This window comes from Paenibacillus albidus, assembly GCF_014644435.1.
Lineage (GTDB): Bacteria > Bacillota > Bacilli > Paenibacillales > Paenibacillaceae > Paenibacillus_AQ > Paenibacillus_AQ albidus.
Genome location: NZ_BMKR01000016.1, coordinates 129,326 through 150,556 on the forward strand (window position 1 = coordinate 129,326; position 21,231 = coordinate 150,556).

Consider the following 21,231-nt stretch of genomic DNA (forward strand, 5'->3'; position numbering starts at 1 on the left):
GCATTATCTATAACGCTCCTAAGTACAAGAAATACCCTCCTAATTGAATCCATGTAAAGGCAAACTGACTAAAAATAATATCATTCCTGATGGTTGCACTGATATCTTAATTCCAGCATTATAAAAAAACTACCAACTACAACCCGATATAATCGTCCATATACTACAGTTCTTCGTAAGGCTAGGAAGATGCGGATAGTCGCCGCCAGCCACAGTCTCCATTTCAGTATCTGTCAATTCAGACAGTACACTACCTACTGGATTACACGTATCTGGCTTGAGATTTTCCGCTTGATTTTTCCATTTCATAAGTATCACCTCCTTTCATAAACTTGTACCTGCCGAGCAGGGCATAGAGAATGTGAACAATTCTCAATAGAGAGACATGTTGTCTTGATTTTTATTATTGGAATTTTAGGAAATGTTATTAATTTCTTCCATATACACTAGCATGGAAGATTATGCGATGTAAAGGGGGACTTTCTCAAAAAACACCCTTTACCAAATTTCCCGTTTTATAGATCTCCAATTGAAGTCGCTTTTAAGGTGACTTTGCATAAAAATCCTTCCGTGGAGTCGAAAAACCACTCTTTATGTCGGTAAAAACCTGTTGTTTTATGGAATAATAATGTATATAATTACAAAAGAACCCTGTAAAAGAATGATATTATTATCTCTTTTGATTTTTATTTTACATAAAATATATTTAAAGGTTATTTGGATATTTATGTATAAAAATATATTATAAGTGGGAAATAAAATGCTAGGAGGGTATTTCTTTAAAACATAATTGTATAGATCTAGGTAGCCATATACAAATAAAGGGTTTACTTATGCATTTATAAGTAAAAACTATCTAAAAGTTTATCATTTTCCCTGGGAAATAGTGGTCTGTTAAGTGCGTTATCGCTAATTCTCCTAGGTACACGACAGTCTATTAAATATAAGAATAGATGGTGAATTATGAATAAATATGCATTTCTTTTCCCCGGGCAAGGCGCTCAATACTTGGGGATGGGCAAAGACCTATACGATGGAAACTTATTAGCTAAACGGAGATTTGAAGAAGCGAGTGATTTACTCAGTCTGGATTTGAAAAGACTATGCTTTGAAGGTCCAGAAGCCGATTTGACGCAAACATTAAATGCCCAACCTGCTATCGTAACTTTAAGTGTGATCATCTTCGAGTTGTTCATGCAAGAATTGGGAATTGAACCTATGTTTCTGGCAGGACATAGCTTAGGCGAGTATAGTGCTCTGATATGCAGTGGTGTCCTATCGTTTGCAGATGGGCTTACCATCGTAAGGCAAAGAGGTATATTGATGCAAAATGCAGTACCCGCTAATAGCGGGTCCATGGCAGCCGTTGTTGGCTTGGAGCGAAAGGAACTTGAGGAATTATGCCGGGAAATTTCCCAGGGCGGGCAATCTGTTGTCGTCGCATGCAGCAATACAGCCAATCAAAACGTGATATCCGGTCACAGGGCTTCTGTGGATCAGGCGCTTGTAAGGTTGCAGCAAATGTCCGTACACTGCTCACCTTTAACAGTTAGTGGTCCTTTTCACAGCCCCATGATGAGAGACGCAGCAGACATATTGGCTGAGCAACTGCAGAAATACTGCCTTAGCGCCCCTAAGTGGCCCGTTATTTCGAACGTCACAGCTTTGCCACACGACAGCATTAATCATGTGGTGGATAAGTTACACATGCAAATGATTAAAACTGTGAGATGGTTCGATACGGTCCAATATCTGATGGAACAAGGTATTACCCATACGATTGAGATGGGCCCTGGCAGAGTGCTGACTAATATGATGAAGAGTTTTCATTTCAAAGGTATTTCCCGTCATTTAGGTAATTCGAAGGATCTACTCGATTTAAGGGAGATCTTTAACTGTGAACCGAGAACAGGAAATAGGGAACTCATAGGCCAATACCTTACCGCAGCTATTATCTCAAAAAACAGAAATGTTAATCCTAATGAACATTTGACAGGGGTTATTCAACCGTATGAGCAATTGAGAGGCCTTCTAGAACATACGGTGGGAGAATTAACTATGGTGCAAATGAAGACAGCGATGGAATGGATTGACACGATTCTGTATACCAAAAACAAGAGGGCAGACTCCAAATGAAACAGTAAAGCAGGTCCCAACGAATGAAGCAGCGGGCGAACCAGCAATGGGAAGTAAGTATGATTATACGAGGAGGATAATGATGTTCACCAATTCATTCAATACGTTAAAGGATGCAGTCGAAGCAAGAGGGCATATGGACGATAAAGGCATTACGTTTATTGAAGGCGAGCATAACGAAACGACGATAACGTACAAAGAACTGTATAAGCAATCGTTACGATTTCTTCATGATTTGCAAAGCAAGGGCATACAGCCACAACAAGAAATCGTTATCCAGATAGATGATAACAAAGCGTTTGTCATTGCATTTTGGGCATGTATTTTGGGAGGCATGATCGTTATCCCCATAAGTGTTGGAAATAATGATGAGCATAGAATGAAAGTGTTTAAGATTTGGGGCCTACTGAATAACCCGTATATGGTTACGTCAGAGAAGTATTTGAATGCATTGTTGAAGGTCAAAGATGTGAATGACAATCTTGATTTTTCTAGAGAAATTCGAGAGAACACAATGTTTATGCCGGATACCCTAAGTCCGAACGATGGTATTGTTTTTGAATCGAAACCCTCTGATATCGCATTTATTCAATTTTCTTCAGGATCAACTGGTGATCCTAAAGGGGTTACATTAAGCCATGATAACCTGATCCATAACTGCTCGGGTATCGTAAATAGTACCCAAATCAGTGAAGAAGACTCCTACTTATGCTGGGTCCCGCTAACCCACGATATGGGCCTAATTGGATGCCATTTAACTTCATTAATATCCGGCATCAATCAATATTTGATACCTACTCCGCTTTTCATTAGACAACCTCTGCTATGGATTTCCAAGACGAATGAGTATAAAGCAACTCTACTTTCTTCCCCAAACTTTGGTTATGAGTATTTCTTGAGATTTTTCAAACCAGAAAAGGCAGCCCTTTGGGAGTTATCGCATGTTCGTGTGATCTATAATGGCGCAGAACCGATATCAACCGCAATATGTGAAGCCTTTCTTAATACTTTAAGTTTCTGCCATTTAAAGAGAAGCGCCCTGTTGACGGTTTACGGACTAGCGGAGGCCTCCGTAGCAGTAGCTTTTCCTAGTCCTAGTGAAGAGTTCGTAACCCTGTATTTGGATCGCAACCACTTAAATACAGGTGATGGAGTGGTAGAAGTCGAGAAGGAGAACCTGAATGCCGTCTCTTTCGTCGAAGTAGGGAAACCAATTGATTATTGTGAGGTTAGAATTTGTGATGAGAAAGGCTTAACACTGGGCGACCAAGCCATCGGTCAAATACATATTAGAGGAAGAAACGTTACTACAGGTTACTACAACAATCAGGAAGCAACCTTAAAAGTTATTACCGCTGATGGATGGGTTCAAACGGGTGACTTAGGATTTTATCGAAATGGACAGTTAGTTGTTACAGGCAGGGAAAAAGATATTATTTTTATTAATGGAATGAACATATATCCACATGATATTGAAAGAATAGCAGAAGAAGTCGAAGGCATCGAGGTAAATCGAGCGGCTTGCTGCGGAGTGAAAAGTCCTGATGGAAGTAAAGAACAGATCATCATATTTGTCGTTACGAAAAAGTCGATAGAAAACTTCGTGCCAATTGCAGCCAAGCTGAAGAGTCATCTGTTGCGCAAAGGCAGTTGGGAGGTCGCTGAAGTCATTCCGATAAGAAAAATGCCCAAAACTACAAGTGGTAAAGTGCAAAGGTACAAACTGGGAGAACAGTTTAGAAAGGGTGAGTTTATTGAAATATGTTCAAAGCTTGCCGAACTGACCCATGCTGCTGAAGCTTTGGATGTGATTCCTGACGAGATTTTGTTAAGACAAAATGGTATGGAAAAGAAATTGCATAACATATTTACGGACCTGCTAAGAAAAAAACAAATAGACCGGAGTGACAGTTTCTTTGACATCGGGGCGACTTCAATACAGCTAGCCCAGCTTACCGAGACCATTGAAAGAGACTTAGGAATTTCTTTAACTGTCACAGACCTTTTTGCTTATCCGACAATTGCTGATTTGTCTACGTATTTACTGGAACAAAATGAGATAGAACCAAAGGACGCGCTCAAGGATTATTCGCAACAATCAGACTATGAAAAGACGAATGTTCAAGCTGCGGATGTCCGGGAAAACGATATAGCTATAATAGGCATGTCGATGAATCTACCAGGTGCATCTACATCGGAACAATTGTGGGACAACCTGGCGAGGGGCAAGGATTCTATTAAGGATTACAATTCGGAAAGAAAACAGGACGCGAAAGAATATATATCCTTATTAAATTGGAAAAAGAGCGAAAGTGAATTCGTTGAGGGAGGATATCTTGACGAGATCGATAAGTTCGATTATTCATTCTTTAAATTGAATCCTGCAGAAGCGAGCTTGATGGACCCTAACCAACGACTGTTCTTAGCATCTTGTTGGCATACGATTGAAGATGCAGGCTATGCTGGTGAAAAACTGCATGGACATAATGTAGGTGTATATGTCGGGTACTCCAAGGTAGGCTACGATTACGAACGTTTGGTTTCTTCGAATAGCCCGATAGCGCTTTCCAATTATGTTGTTGGAAATCTTCCATCTGTATTGGCAGGACGAATCGCATACTTCCTTAACTTGAAAGGACCTGCAATAACTGTTGATACTGCTTGTTCTTCATCTCTTGTGGCAGTCCATTTGGCATGCAAGGCCATGCAAAACGAGGAGTGCGAGATGGCCATCGCTGGTGGAATTAGAACGATATTACTCCCGACTGCCATTGGCCTAGATATGGAGTCCAAGGATTGCAAAACAAGGACGTTCGACTCGAACTCTGATGGTACCGGAATGGGAGAAGGTGTCGCTTCTGTTTTACTGAAACCGCTTAGTAAGGCACTGGAAGATGGGGACCATATCTATGCGGTGGTAAAAGGAAGTGCTATTAACCAGGATGGGGCGACCGCGGGGGTAACTGCGCCTAATCCTTTTTCACAAACGAATGTAATTGATGCTGCTTGGAAAGATGCAGGGATTACACCTGATACTTTGACGTTCATAGAAGCACACGGGACTGGAACGAAACTGGGCGACCCTGTTGAAATTGAAGGGTTGACCAAGGCGTTTGCTAGATATACGGATCGAAAACAGTTCTGCGCAATCGGATCACTTAAAGCAAATATCGGGCATCTTTTCGAAGCTGCCGGAATTGCTAGCCTTATTAAGGCAGTACTCGTTCTTAACAAGAAGCAGAATCCAGCGCTCGTACACTTTAAATCGCCAAATAAACACATCCGCTTTGAGACGACGCCATTTTATATTGATACGAAATTAACGAATCTGGATGAATCGGCAACACCGCTAAGATGTGGAATCAATGCATTTGGTTTTAGCGGAACGAATGCACATATAGTTCTAGAACAATATATTGGGCCAGATGGTGATCTCCCCGTTGGCTCTGGTGAACCGCATATTTTTACTCTGTCCGCGAAAAGCGATTGGTCTCTGAGACAACTAGTCTTAGAGTATACAAACTATTTGGCCAATCACCCCACAGCAAGTTTAGACTCGATATGTTATACCGCCAGTACAGGAAGGGCACATTTGAATCACAGGGTGGCTATCGTTTCTTCAAGCAAAGAGGAGTTGCTTCATCAATTAGAATCTTTGGCGGACAGTTCAAAAGAGTTAACGGATGGTATTTATAAAGGGGTGCACAAGCCCATCATAAATTCCGATTCGGAGCATGCAGCGGGAATGGTGACTGAGAGCCAGCTTAGCATTTTAACTAAAAAAGCGGATGAACTCATTAGCCAATATAATAAAGATGCGTGGGATGCGCACGGTTTAGGTCAGATCTGCCAGCTATATGTAAGCGGCGCGAACATTAAATGGAAAAATTTATATACTAAACAAGTTGTTAGGAAAACACCGCTGCCTCTGTACGCTTTTGAGAAAAAAAGATGCTGGGTTAAAGTTGAACCGAAAGGTGAGATAAAGATGGATCAGACCCATAGTATTACAAAAGCTATCCCAACCATGGTTCCGCTTTCTGATATTTCGTCGGCTTTAAAGGAGATTATAGGCAAAGTATCTGGACTTGCATTTGAGGAAATTGATGAATATGCCCACTTTCTAGAGATGGGACTTGATTCGATTATGTTAATGCAAATTAGAAAAGAGATTCATCAATCCTTTAACATTGATATACCGATGAATGATTTCTTTGAATCCATTATTAATATGCATACTTTATGCGTATTTATTTCGGAAAACGCACCCGCCCAGCATGAGGAGGAAGCGGTTGTATACCAGACTTTAAATGAGGACAAGTCTTCTTCAAGTAAACTCGTGAATCCATCTTGCTTTAGTTCTGATGAAGGCTCGAGTAGTAGTGCCGATTCGCTGACGAATGTCATTACGAAACAAATCGAATTAATGAATAATCAGCAACAGAATTTCTCGCAAGTTCTTATGCAGCAACTACAAGTTATGGGTCTCCAGGCAGGTACCCACCATAGCCAGATAGAAAACCAAGCGGAAAACCGGGTGGATCCTGTTCTAGCGGTGAAACCGATTCTAAGAGCTACCTCCGGTAATAACAAGAGCGATTCCAAACCATTCATCCCCTATCAACAGATATTAATTGATCAAGAGGATTCCTTCACCAGGCAGCAGAGTGAGTATTTGAGAAATTTTATTACCCAATATAACAAGAAGACAAAAACTTCTAAAATGGTTGCGGATGACACTCGGTTTATGCATGCTAATAATCGAAATGTATCAGGTTTCCGCGGTTACTGGAAGGAACTCGTATATCCTATCGTCGCTGAGCGCTCTTCCGGGGCGAGAATGTGGGATGTCGATGGTAATGAATATATTGATTTAACAATGGGCTTCGGCGTGAATTTGTTCGGTCATAATCCTGATTTTATTCTGGATGAGCTTGAGAACAGCGTAACGCCGGTTCTACCGCCTTTAGGTCCGATGTCGGATGTCGCTGGCGAGGTTGCTTCATTGATATGTGAGTTAACAGGCGTTGAGCGTGTAGCCTTCTACAATTCCGGTACGGAAGCTGTCATGGTTGCATTAAGGTTAGCCAGAGCGACAACAAGACGCAATAAAGTCGTCATCTTCTCCGGCTCTTACCATGGGACATTTGACGGAGTGCTTGGCGTTGCCAATCCTGACTCTGATACCTTATCCACTCTTCCAATGGCACCGGGTATTGCCCCTAATTTTGTTAATGACATCATGATATTGAACTATAACAATCCGGAGGCTCTTGTAATCATTCGAGAGTACGCGCATGAATTAGCTGCAGTTTTGGTAGAGCCTGTACAGAGCCGTAGACCTGATTTACAGCCGGAGAAATTTCTGAAGGAGCTAAGGGGAATAACGAAACAATCGGGTTCAGCGCTTATCTTTGACGAAGTGATTACCGGTTTTCGTATCGGGCTCGGTGGAGCGCAGGAATATTTTAAGGTTGATGCAGACCTTGTTGTATACGGTAAAGTGGTTGGCGGCGGTATGCCAATTGGGATTGTATGCGGCAAAGCTGAATTTATGAATTCGGTGGACGGTGGAACATGGAGATTCGGAGATTCATCCTACCCGCTCCAAACTGCAACCAAAACCTTTGTCGGAGGTACTTTCTGTACGCATCCTATCACGATGAGAGTGGCAGCAAAGGTACTTCGGCATTTACAATCGAGCGGAACACAACTTTTCAAGGATCTGAATGCGAAAACAAATGATCTTGTAAATGAGCTGAATGTATATTTCAAAACATCAGGTGTCCCGATTCATATGGTGAATTTCGGCAGCCTGTTCAGATTTGTTTCATATGGAGATATCGAATTGTTTTTCTATCATCTTATTCAAAAGGGCATCTATATTTGGGAAGGCCGCAACTGTTTCCTATCAACTGTTCATACCTCGGATGACATTGAGACGATTATTCGCGCGGTCAAGGACACCGTAGAGGATCTCAGAAAAGGAGGTTTCTTGCCTCAGCAGCCAACTCTTCCTCAAGGCGGGGGACCTGGCAAGGGAGCTGGAGTTGCAGCTTCTGAGGAGGTTTCCGTTAATTTATCTAACGAACAGAAACAGCTTTGGCTAGCATCGATAATCGGAAGTTCAGAATCAGCTGCTGCGAACCAATCCATACTTTTGAAATTCACAGGTTCGTTGGAAGTAGAATTGATGAAAGAAGCGATGTCCGTCGTTGTAGCTAGGCATGAAGCATTAAGAACAATTATTGAACCGAGTGGGAACAATCAAATCGTAAAACCTCATATGGAAGTAAACATAGAAATTGTGGACTTCTCCAACGACGGGGAAGAAGCAGGACAGGCTAAATTGACTCAGTGGTTAGAAGAAGATGCAGGGAGACCTTTTATTTTAAATTCTCCCTCCCCATTGTTTAGGGTTAGTATTCTAAAACTATTGGCTGATACTAATATGATGGTGCTGACCTTCCACCATATCATAGCCGATGGGTGGTCTATTGCTGTGTTCGTGACCGAGTTAGAGAAGACTTATACGTCCCTTTGTGAGAAGCGTGTGAATGACCTGCCCCCCTCTGTACCCTTCAGAGCCTATCTAGAGTGGGAAGAGAATCAACAAAACAGTGCGGGGTATGGAGATGCTGTAACCTACTGGTCAAATAAGTTCAATCAACCGCTTCCTGTACTGCAACTTCCTTCTCAGACAGGACAATTACGGAAAAAGACATTCAAGAGCAGTCGGTACACAACCGTTTTGGATAAGAAACTAACAGAAAAGCTCAAAGCATTAAGTATTAAGCAACAGAATAGTTTATTCGTTACACTGTTGTCCGGGTATAAGTTGTTTCTCCATAGGCTTACTGGACAACGACAGATCGTTGTAGGGATTCCAACAGCTGGACAGGCTCAAATGGGCGAAAATTGTTTGATTGGAAATTGTGTTAACATCCTGCCCATACTCAGTGAACTGGAAGGACGCGAATCTTTCTCAAACTACATGGCTCGGTTAAAAGTACAGATCCGAGAACTGGATGCCTATCGTAATTACTCCTTCGCTCAGCTAGCGGAAAGTATTCAGCATATGCCGGTAATTAATGTCCTATTTAATATGGATAGACCGTTAAATAAATTGTCCTTCTCCGGATTGGACACGGAATGGGTTTCTTATCCGGCTCAATATTCATACTATGATTTATTTTTGAACGTTACCGAGATCAATAGAGAGTTATCTCTGGATTTAGACTTTAATACAGACCTAATTCAACATGAAGTCATACAGCGCTGGATGGATGGATTTGTTCATATTCTTCATGCTCTTTCGGAAGAGAGTTCTTTGGAAATTGCTCAATTGTCGCTGCTTACACCAGATGAACATAGCGATCTGGTAGGAATTTGGAAACAAAATCGCGACCGCATTCAAGATCAGTTATCGGATCGTAATCTTATGGGTACGCGTTTACTGGTTGAAGGATTTCAAATATTGGATCCGTACATGGAACCAGCGATAATTGGAACGATAGGCGAAGTCTATCTTCAACATTGTGAACAGTTTCAACCTACCGGAATATTGGCGATGAGCACTCCAGAAGGGTGTGTTGAAGTCGTTGGGAAGGCTCAGAAAATAACTCAGATTCGCGGTTATTCGGTCAATTTGTACCTGTTAGAACGTTTGATTGCTCAGCATCCTACAGTCTCCGAATGTATCGTTATAGTTGTAGAATTGGAGCCCAATTCTATTCGTGGGCTTGCTGCTTACGTAGTAGGCAAGGATGGTATAGTCGATACTGCTGAAATTAAACAGTCGTTGGTGACATTGCTTCCCGATTATATGGTTCCGACCTATGTGGTTGGTACAGATATCTTGCCTTTATTGGCTGATGGTTCAGTTGATCTGGATTCTCTTCCAAATTTGATTACAGATATGGATTTTGAGTTGCCTGCTAATGAAACGGAGCAAGCGCTAATCGATATATGGCGGGATATTTTGAATGTAAGGTGGATCGGTCTAGACGATGATTTTTTCTCACTAGGCGGAAATTCCCTAAAAGCGACGATTATGTTATCTAAAGTGTTGAAGAAAATTGATAAGAAAATACAAATTGGTCAGTTGTTTAAATATTCAACAGTACGAGAGCTGTCACGATATATACGCGATGAGGCTAGGGAGCAATTCATACCCATAACAGTTGTTGATCAAAAGGAATACTATTCTGCATCCCCAGCCCAGAAACGTATCTATATCCTAGAGCAAATGCACGAAATGAATCTTGTGCATAATATTCCAGGAAAATTGGAAATCGAAGGGCATTTAGAGGTAGCTAGACTTACAGAGGCTCTCGTAAAAATGATGCAAAGGCATGAGGTCTTTAGGACAACTTTTACTATCGAGAAGGGCGAAATCGTACAGAAGTTGATAGATGTAGATGATATTTATCTGAATGTAGTTGAAGCAGATCGTTCCGGGTTGAATCTAGTCATTCAACAGTCTGTAAAGCCGTTTGACCTGACTAAGGCTCCCTTATTTAGGGCGATACTCGTGAAATTAAGCGATCAAGAGCATGTCCTGCTTCTGGATATGCACCATATTATTTCTGATGGTTATTCCATGATGCTTCTTATGGAAGAATTGATTGCTCTGTATGAAGGCAGAACCTTGCCTGATCTCAACATACAATATAAAGATTATATCGTGTGGAAAGAAGAGAATATCCAAGAAGATAATATGATAGGTCAGGAACAATACTGGCTGAATCGCTTTGAGGGAGAACTCCCTGTACTAAACTTGCCTTCCGATTACCCTAGACCTCAAAGCTTAAAAACGGCGGGGGAGCGAATAACCTACAGAATCGATGAAAAGTTAACCGAGCGATTGAGTAAACTTGGAGAAGATACGAAAACGACGATGTTCATGCTCATGTTGTCAGCCTATAATATTCTACTTTCCAAGTATACGGATCAAGAAGACATTATCATCGGGACTGCAATATCTGGAAGAAATCATCCGGATATCGAACGTTCCATCGGTGTGTTCATCAATACGGTAGCCATTCGCAACTACCCTTCGATAAATAAGAAGTTCAGGGAGTTTCTGCAAGAAGTTAAGGAATCATCACTGCAAGCATTCGAGAATCAGGCCTACCCATTCGAGCGGCTAGTTGAGAAACTCAATCTGCAAAGGGATTCCAGCAGAAATCCGATTTTTGATACGATGTTTGTCATGCAGAATATGGATATCCGTGAAGTAATATCGGGTCAATTGAAGTTCTCCCCAACGGAATTAAATCCAGGGACGTCACAATATGACATGATGATGAGCATCGAAGACCACGATACGTACTTGGAATTGAACCTGGATTATAATACGGCGTTGTTTAAGAAGAGTACGATTAACCGCTTGATTTCACACTATATAAATGTGCTGTGCAACATTACGGGTAATGAGGATATTGTTATAGCAGATATCGAAATGATATCGCGCGAGGAGAGAAATCAACTGTTATTCGATTTCAATCGGACCAAGCATTTCTACGGCGAGAAGAGAACGGTGCCCGAATGTTTCGAGGAGCAGGTAGAACGTACTCCTGATGCTGTGGCACTAGTTTTTGGTCCCAATCAGATGTCTTATAAAGAATTAAATGAAAAATCGAATCAGCTTGCTCATAAACTGCGGGAAAGCGGAGTGAAACCAGGACAATTAGTCGGGATCATGCTTAACCGTTCAATGGATATGATGGTCGCGATACTCGGTGTTTTGAAATCGGGAGCTGCGTATTTGCCGATTGATCCTGACTACCCGGTAGCACGCGTGGAGTATATATTGAACGATGCTCAGGTACGGATATTGCTTATGCATCCGCACTTAGTAGGAAATATTAGCGTAGATGAAACCGTTCCGATGATATTCGATGAGAGCTTGTACACTGGAAGTCAAGAGAATCTATGTCTCATTAACAAATCGGATGATTTGGCTTACACGATTTATACTTCGGGATCTACAGGGAATCCCAAAGGGGTCATGATTTCTCACGGAGCTACTTATAATCTTATTGAAGCGATGTGCGAGAAAATTCAATTTGTACAAGATAAGGTGATATTAGCGTTAACTACCATTTCTTTCGATATTTTTGTAACCGAGACGCTACTACCTCTATTAAGAGGGATGAAGGTCGTCATTGCCGATGAAAGCCAGCAGCTTGATCCGTTAGAATTAAATCGTCTGATAGTTGATCATGGTGTGAACATGCTTCAAATTACACCTTCAAGATTGAAGATGCTTTTAGCTGGTGATACGGAAGAGACCTTCTTGAAGCCTATCACCGAGATTATGGTCGGTGGTGAAGCCTTACCTATACAGCTGCTTCATCGTTTACAGCGATCGCCCGGACTCCGTATTTACAATTTGTACGGCCCTACGGAAACGACGGTATATTCATGCGGGGGCGAACTTACCGAACAGGATAAAGTGACTATTGGAAGACCGATAGCAAACACTCAAATCTATATTGTTGATGGCCAAGATCAACTTCATCCGATTGGTGTGCCTGGCGAGCTCTGTATTTCTGGGGATGGACTTGCCAAGGGGTATTGGAATAATGAACAGCTTACTGAGGAAAAGTTCGTACCTTGCCCTTTCCTTCCTGGGAAGAGCATGTATCGTACGGGTGATCTGGCAAGATGGAGTGAAGATGGGGAGATCGAATATTTGGGACGGATGGATTTCCAAGTCAAAATTCGAGGCTATCGAATTGAGTTACAGGAGATTGAGAGAGCCATTCTGAAGGATCGTTCGGTGAAAGAAGCAGTGGTTATGGCCAAAGTCGATGCAACAGGGAATCAATATCTGATCGCGTATTATGTGACAGAAGAGCATCTCCCAATCGAACATTTACGAAAGACGTTGTTAAGAGAGCTCCCAGAATATATGGTTCCGTCCTATTTTCTTTCACTAGAAACGATGCCATTGACACCTAACGGGAAAATCGACAAAAAGAGTTTGCCTGAACCGATCAATACGTTCAACGAATCTGAAGATTACATCGCTCCTCGTAACAGCTGTGAACGGCAGTTGAGTATTATTTGGCAGGAGATGCTGTCGTTAGAGCGTGTTGGCGTTCATGACAACTTCTTTGAATTAGGAGGGCATTCCTTAAAGGCAACCCTGCTGGTTTCTGAAATTAATAAATCCTTCAGGATAAATATTCCTGTTCTAGCTATATTCCAGCATACGACAATAAGCAGTTTAGCAGAGTTTATCTCAGGAACGGATAGCGGTGGATATGATGCCATTCCGGAAGCTATGGACAAAGAATATTATGCACTGTCACCTTCTCAACAAAGGTTGTATCTCTTCCAACAAATCAATAAGTTAAGTACTGCATACAACATGATCGGGGCATTAGAGCTAGACGGAGTTGTAGATAACGTCAGACTTGAACAGGCGTTTAGGAATCTAATTGCCCGTCATGAATCCTTAAGGACCTCATTCCAAATTCATGACGGTAAACCTGTTCAGATTGTACATGAACAATTCGATTTCAACATCAAGCATCTGGATGTACTGCAAGGGGATCAATCTTTGGAGAGTATCTTGAATGAGTTGGACGAACCTTTCGATTTAACGCAATTTCCGTTATTGAAAGTCACCCTTATTCAAGTATCGGATGAGAAGCATGTATTATGTATGAATATGCATCATATGATCGCCGATGGGACTTCAATTGATATTATGATGAAAGAATTGAATATTTTGTATAAGGGTCAATTGCTTCCACCTCTGAAGATTCAATTCAAAGACTATGCCGAGTGGCAGCAGTCGTTGATGAGTAAAGGTACCTATGAGGACCAGAAACGTTATTGGATCGAGCAATTTCAGAATGATATTCCAGTGCTTACACTAATGACTGACTACCCCCGCCCACGTAGGCAAAGTTTTGAAGGGGATCATTATGTGTTCAACCTTGACCAGCGCTGGACAGCAGAATTGCAAAAGATTGCTAATGAAGCAGGAACGACACTCTTCATGGTGCTGTTGTCAGCGTATTACATCCTATTGGCAAAATATTCAGGGCAAGAAGATATCGTAGTGGGAACACCAGTTGTTGGTCGGAATCACGCGGATGTTCAAGATCTTATTGGAATGTTCGTTAACACGTTAGCATTACGAAATCGACCTTCAAGAAAGAAGACCTTTATATCCTTTCTTAATGAAGTGAAAGAGAAGTGTGTGGAGGCTTATGATAACCAGCAGTATCCTTTCGAAGAGCTAGTAGAGCAATTGAAGTTAAAACGGGATTTAAGTGGAAATCCATTGTTTAATGTCATGTTCAATATGGAAACTAGTGACAACAACAAGATGGAGATGGATGGTATACAGGTACAGCCGTATGTGTTAAACCACAATATAGCTAAATTCGACTTATCTCTTGCTGCTAAAGAGGTAAGTGGCGATATTCGTTTTGAGTTTGAATATTGCACGAAGTTATTTAGTAGAGAAACTGTAATAAGGATGGCCGGGCATTATTCCACCATTCTTCAATCTATTATGGAAAAACGCAGTGTTCCGCTGGAGACGATTGATATTCTCTCGGCAAAGGAAAGGGAGCAAATATTAATTGATTTTAACCCGGCATATGCTTCTTACCCGCAGGACAAAACGATTCACCAGTTGTTTGAGGAACAGGTGGTAATGACACCGGAAAATGTCGCTGTCATATTCGAGGACCAACAGTTAACTTATCGGCAACTGAACGAAAGGGCAAATCAACTTGCAGGTGTACTACGGAACAAGGGAGTTCAAACGGATGAACTGGTGGGTATTATGTCTGACCGTTCTATTGAGATGATTGTTAGTCTACTCGCTGTTTTGAAATCGGGTGGAGCCTATCTTCCAATCGATCCTACGTTTCCGGAAGAACGCATTCGTTACATGCTAGAAGAGAGTGGTTGCCGTTTTCTTCTAATCCAAGAGTCACTAATGGACCCTTCATTATATGTAGGGGAACAAATAAACCTGAATGATTCCAATTTGTATACGGGAGATTCCAGCAATCTCAAGTCAATAACGAAGCCAAGTGATTTGGCCTACGTTATATTTACTTCTGGCTCGACCGGGAAGCCAAAGGGCGTCATGATCGAACACCTTAACGTCGTTCAGCTAATTAAACATGGTGGTTTTCCATACAATTTTGGTGAGCAGGATGTATGGACAATGTTCCACTCCTATTGTTTTGACGTATCGGTATGGGAAATGTATGGGGCTTTGTTAAATGGAAGTAAGTTGGTCGTCGTACCTAAGGGAACGACACGAGATACAAGGGCATTTGTTGAATTGGTAAATACGCATAGTGTGACAGTGTTGTGTCAAACACCAACGGCTTTTTACCAATTCATTCGCGAAACGATGGAAGGTAGTAAATTTAAGAATACTCTTAGATATGTCATATTCGCCGGAGAAGCTTTAAATCCGATGCTGCTAAAGGAGTGGAAGAAGAGATACACGTCAACCAAGTTGGTGAATATGTATGGAATAACGGAAACTACGGTGCATGTGACCTACAAGGAAATTGGAGAAATTGAGACGGGTATGAACGTGAGTAATATTGGGAAACCGCTACGTACATTAAAGAGCTATATCTTAAACAGTGAAGGTAACTTGGTGCCGATCGGTGTAGTAGGGGAATTGTATGTAGCTGGATTCGGTGTTGGCAGAGGATATTTAAATAACCTTCAACTGACAGAAGATCGGTATGTGGATAATCCATTTGAAACAGGTACTAAGATGTATCGAAGTGGAGATCTAGCCAAGTGGTTGCCGGACGGAGATTTGGAGTATTTGGGCCGAATCGACCATCAGGTGAAGATAAGGGGCTATCGGATTGAATTGGGTGAAATTGAGAAGCATCTAGCTGAGCATAACAGCATTAAAGAAGCGTTCGTTATGGCTCGGTACGATCACACACAAACTGCTTATTTATGCGCCTATTATATATCTGACGAGCGAATTGGTGTGCAGAACCTAAGACAATATTTGAGCGGATTCCTGCCGGATTACATGATTCCCGCCCAATTCGTCCAAATGGATGTACTGCCTATGAATGCCAATGGCAAGGTTGATCGTATCAAATTACCGGAACCTGTTTTGGATACACAGACGAATTTTGTAAAACCGGAAAATCATATCCAAGAATCATTGATTCAGGTATGGGAAGAAACGTTAGGAATCTCAGCTTTAGGGATCGAACATAACTTTTTTGAATTCGGTGGAGATTCAATAAAAGCTATTCAGATTTCTTCAAGGCTGATGAGTAAGTATGAACTTAAGATGGAGATTGGAGATTTATTTCAATATCCTACGATCAAGGCGCTCAGCAAATATATAACATTATCTACTAGAGTCATTGATCAAGGTCCGGTAATAGGGGGGGTTGAACTGGCACCCATTCAAAGACATCTGTTCGAGCATGAGTGGAAGGCGGTTCACCACTACAATCAGTCCGTCATGCTTTATCAAAAAGATGGAATCGATGAGTCTATCGTTAGACAATCTTTTGAGAAGATTCTACAACATCACGATGCTTTAAGAATGACTTTCACCCATGAAGATCAAACGGTTACTCAGTTCAATCATGATATTTCACATTTCGCTGTTGATTTGAAAGTGTTTCATTACACAGAGGAGAGGGACCCGTCTAGCGCAATTGAACGGGAAGCCAATAATCTTCAAGCGTCCATAGACATTGAACAAGGGCCTATGTTTAAGCTAGCACTGTTTAGGACGAGAAAGGGAGATCATCTACTTCTTGTTATTCATCACTTAGTCATCGATGGTGTGTCTTGGAGATTTATAATAGAGGACTTCTCAACAGCTTATAAAAAGCTTTCAGAAGGGGAGAAAGTAGTGCTCCCTCTGAAGACAGACTCTTTCCAAACATGGTCGGAACGTTTGAAAAGCTATGCTGTTAGTGCAAAGTTACAAAGCGAATTACCTTATTGGAAGTCATTTGAGGGAGCCCAAGTGAGCCCGTTGCCGAAGGACCATACTCCAGCAACTCTGGACGCACTGCGTGTTACGGAACAAATGGAACTAGACTTTGCTTATACCGAGAGGTTGTTAAAGGGTATTCATCATGCATACGGCACTGAAATCAATGATATTCTTCTGGCTGCCCTGGGAATGGCTGTGAGGGAATGGTGCGGCTTGGACCGCATTCTTATTGATTTAGAAGGGCATGGGAGAGAAGGTGTTATCGAACAAGTCGATATATCTCGGACAGTAGGTTGGTTCACTTCTATTTCACCTTTCATGTTGGAAGTAGCTGATATTACCGACCTCTCAAATGTTGTTAAAAGTACTAAAGATAATCTGAGACGGGTGCCAAATAAAGGTATAGGTTACGGGATTTTAAAGTATTTAACGGCAGCAGGTGGAAACATCGACGATCCGATAATTCCCAACCTCTATCCTGAAATCCTGTTCAATTACTTAGGGCAGTTTGAAAGCAAAACGGGAACCGATGAATTCATTGTTTCTGACATTTCATCGGGGAAAGAAATAGGACCCGCGATCGATAGTGGTTATACGATTGAAACGAACGGAATGATCATGGAGGAACGATTCATTATGGTGTTCCAATATAATCCGCAGCTATATGACACCGGAACGATATGCGATTTAACGGAAGCCTATAAGAGAAACTTAGAGAAACTAATTGATCATTGTAGCGAGAAAGAAGCGAGAGAGTTCACATCGACGGATTATCACTATAACAAACTTTCCACAGAACAGCTCAGTAAGATTGCAAATTTATTTAAAGCAATAACTTGATATTCTAATGTGGCTTCCGAAGTTGATCTATACGAAAACTTCGGAAGCCCATATTTTTCAATCCTACATAGTATGGAAAAACGAAAAGTGAGGAGATGTCTCAATGGATGCCCAGATTATTAATATTTATAGATTAACTCCGATGCAGGAAGGAATGTTATTCCATTCGTTGCTAAACCCTAATTCAAGTGCCTATTATGAGCGGGTATTGTTAACCTTAGGGGGCGAAATTGATGAAGCTCTGTTCGAGAAGAGCTTTAACCATCTAATTGAACGACATGATGTGTTAAGAACGGTGTTTCTGTACAAAGAAACAGAACAGCCTTTGCAAATTGTATTGGATGAGCGAAAGACGTCCATTTTGCATAAAGACCTTTCGCAATTGGGTGGTGAAGAGCAAAATTCGATTATTGCCGATTACATGAAAGCTGACGAAACAAAAGGGTTCAATCTTGAGCGCGATATATTAATTCGAATGGCTCTTTTCAAACTGGGAAATGAGCAGTATAAAGTCGTTTGGAGTTTCCATCACATTATTATGGACGGCTGGTGCCTTAGCTTACTGGCAAGCGAACTGTTCCGCATCTATTTTGGTTTGAAAGAAGACACCACAACTGTTCTTCCCGAAGTTTATCCATATAGTGATTATTTCACATGGCTCGAAAAGCAAGGGGATGATGGTTTTCAATATTGGGAGAATGTCCTTATCGACTATGATCAACAAGCGAATTTTCCGACAAGCAGAGGTCCTATCACGAATGGAGAGTATGATTGTCAGAATTATTCATTCAAGTTAGATGAGGGTTTAACTAGACAGCTGGAAAGGCTGGCGGCGGATCAACGGACAACCTTGAACAACGTCTTTCAAGCAGTATGGGGAATTGTTCTGCAGAGGTATAACAGAACGAATGACGTTGTATTCGGTTCGGTTGTGTCGGGAAGAGTCCCAGAGGTTAGGGGGATAGAAAATATGATCGGGCTTTTTATTAACACGGTACCAATACGTATAACAAGCAACGAACAACAATCTTTTGTAGAACTTCTGGAAGAAGTTCATCATTCGGTGGTAAATGCGAACAGAATCAGTTACTTACCTCTTGCGGATATACAGTCAAGAACATCATTAAAGAATGGCCTTATTCAACATATCATTGCGTTCGAGAACTACCCGATAGAAGAGATTGTGGGTAAGTCTGACGCTAATGTTAACCTCACGATTCTGGACAGCGAAGTTTCGGAGCATACGAATTATGATCTTGAAGTGGTCGTGTTCCCAGCTAAAGAGATGGAAATTGTGTTCCGATATAACGGGCTTCTTTATGATAAAGCGCTTTTCATGCGCATTGAAGGTCACCTTAAACAGATTATTCAGCAAGTGCTGTACAACAGTGACATTCTAGTTAAAGATATTGACGTCATTACCGAACAAGAACGAGCACAAATGTTACATGACTTTAATCATGAGGCAACCTCTTATCCGATGGACAAGACACTGCACCAATTATTCGAGGAACAGACGTTGAAGACACCGAACAATATCGCAGTAACCTTCGAAGACAGCCAAATGAACTACGAGCAATTGAACTGCAGAGCGAATCAGCTTGCAAGAGTGCTGCAGTTCAAGGGGGTCAAAACGGACGAACTGGTAGGCATCGTTATGGATCGGTCCATAGAGATGATTATAAGTATATTAGCAATTCTTAAATCAGGGGCAGCCTATTTGCCGATTGATCCGTCGTATCCGGATGAACGTATTCGTTACATGTTGGATGAGAGTGGGTGCCGCTTCCTTCTGATTCAAGAGCCGCTCATCGATCAGAAGTTATTTGCGGGGGAACAAATTAACCTGAACGATCCTGGACTGAATGCATGGGAGATGAATAATCTCGAGCTCGTGATAAGGCCAAGTGATTTGGCTTACGTGATCTTTACCTCCGGCTCAACAGGGAAACCGAAGGGAGTCATGATTGAACACCGGAATGTCGTACAGTTGATGAAACATACCAATTCGCCTTTCGACTTTAGTGAGCGGGACGTATGGACGATGTTTCACTCTTACTGCTTTGATTTTTCGGTATGGGAAATGTACGGGGCGCTGTTACACGGCGGGGAATTAGTCATTGTGCCGAAAATTACTGCGCAAGACACAAGAACTTTTTTGGAATTGGTACGTTCGCATGGGGTGACGGTATTGAATCAAACGCCGACCGCCTTTTATCAATTCATACGCGAAGCGATGGAAGAAGGTAGTTCGGAGATTGGATTGCGGTATGTCATTTTTGGCGGCGAAGCACTGAACCCTATCATGTTAAACGAATGGAAGAAGAGATATCCTTCAACCAAACTGGTGAACATGTATGGAATAACGGAAACTACGGTGCATGTGACCTACAAGGAAATTGGAGAAATTGAGACGGATATGAACGTGAGTAACATCGGGAGACCTCTTTTGACATTGAAGAGCTTCATACTAGGCAGTGGGGGAAACTTGTTGCCAATAGGTGTAGCGGGTGAACTTTATATATCCGGGGCAGGCCTAGCAAGAGGGTACATGAATAATCCTCAAATGACTGATGAGCGTTTCGTAGAAAATCCGTTTGAATCAGGTACCAAGATGTACCGGACCGGGGATTTGGCCAGGTGGTTGCCTGATGGAAACCTTGAATACTTGGGGCGAATAGACCATCAGGTGAAGATAAGAGGCTATAGGATCGAATTAGGTGAAATTGAGAAGGTTCTTGCAAGACATGAACACATTGAAGAAGCAATTGTTATGGCCAGCTACGATCAAAATCAATTGCCTTATCTATGCGCGTACTATATATCCGGCGAAAGCCTTAATGCACAGGATATCAGAAAATATCTGAGTGAGTTCCTACCAGATTACATGATTCCGTCCAGCTTTGTTCATATGGATAAAATACCGTTAAATCAAAATGGCAAAGTAGACAGGAAGGCTCTTCCCGAGCCGGAGTCTGGATTCAATACAGAAGAGGGTTATGTTGCACCGCAGCATTCCACCGAGAAGAAATTGGCTGAGATTTGGCAAGAAATACTGGGCGTTCCAAGGGTAGGGTTACGGGACCATTTCTTTGGGCTCGGAGGTCACTCGCTAAAGGCGGTTACCCTCGTGTCGAGAGTCAGCAAGGAGCTTCAGGTGAATCTCTCCCTCGGTGATGTATTTAAAGCTCCAATATTGAGCGAAATGGCTACCCTGATCCGTGCATCCGAAGTAGGCATCTACGCTGCGATAGAGCAGGTCCCTAAAGCGGAGC

The 21,231-nt window shown here is 41.9% G+C and carries 4 protein-coding genes; 3 read left to right on the forward strand and 1 reads right to left on the reverse strand.

What is annotated here, in order from left to right; genetic code table 11:
* Nucleotides 1–129: 129 nt before the first annotated feature.
* Nucleotides 130–309 carry a hypothetical protein gene (locus IEY53_RS19150; RefSeq protein WP_189027801.1) on the reverse strand — a complete coding sequence of 60 codons (180 nt, stop codon included), beginning with the start codon at nt 307–309 and terminating at the stop codon, nt 130–132.
* A gap of 654 nt (nt 310–963) precedes the next feature.
* Here IEY53_RS19150 and fabD point away from each other — a divergent pair.
* The 3 genes from fabD to IEY53_RS19165 form a co-directional block, all read left to right on the forward strand.
* Nucleotides 964–2,136 carry an ACP S-malonyltransferase gene (fabD, locus tag IEY53_RS19155; protein WP_189027803.1) on the forward strand — a complete coding sequence of 391 codons (1,173 nt, stop codon included), beginning with the start codon at nt 964–966 and terminating at the stop codon, nt 2,134–2,136.
* A gap of 82 nt (nt 2,137–2,218) precedes the next feature.
* Nucleotides 2,219–17,956, forward strand: coding sequence for a non-ribosomal peptide synthetase (locus IEY53_RS19160; RefSeq protein WP_189027805.1), 15,738 nt, complete (start codon nt 2,219–2,221; stop codon nt 17,954–17,956).
* Between the two features lie 103 nt (nt 17,957–18,059).
* The coding region (locus IEY53_RS19165; RefSeq protein WP_189027807.1) for a non-ribosomal peptide synthetase at nt 18,060–21,231 on the forward strand (3,172 nt) is incomplete at its 3' end.

Bases quoted from the DNA above. Each gene is read 5' to 3' on its own strand.
- IEY53_RS19150 (WP_189027801.1), bottom strand. From the start codon at position 309: ATGAAATGGAAAAATCAAGCGGAAAATCTCAAGCCAGATACGTGTAAT.
- fabD (WP_189027803.1), top strand. From the start codon at position 964: ATGAATAAATATGCATTTCTTTTCCCCGGGCAAGGCGCTCAATACTTG.
- IEY53_RS19160 (WP_189027805.1), top strand. From the start codon at position 2,219: ATGTTCACCAATTCATTCAATACGTTAAAGGATGCAGTCGAAGCAAGA.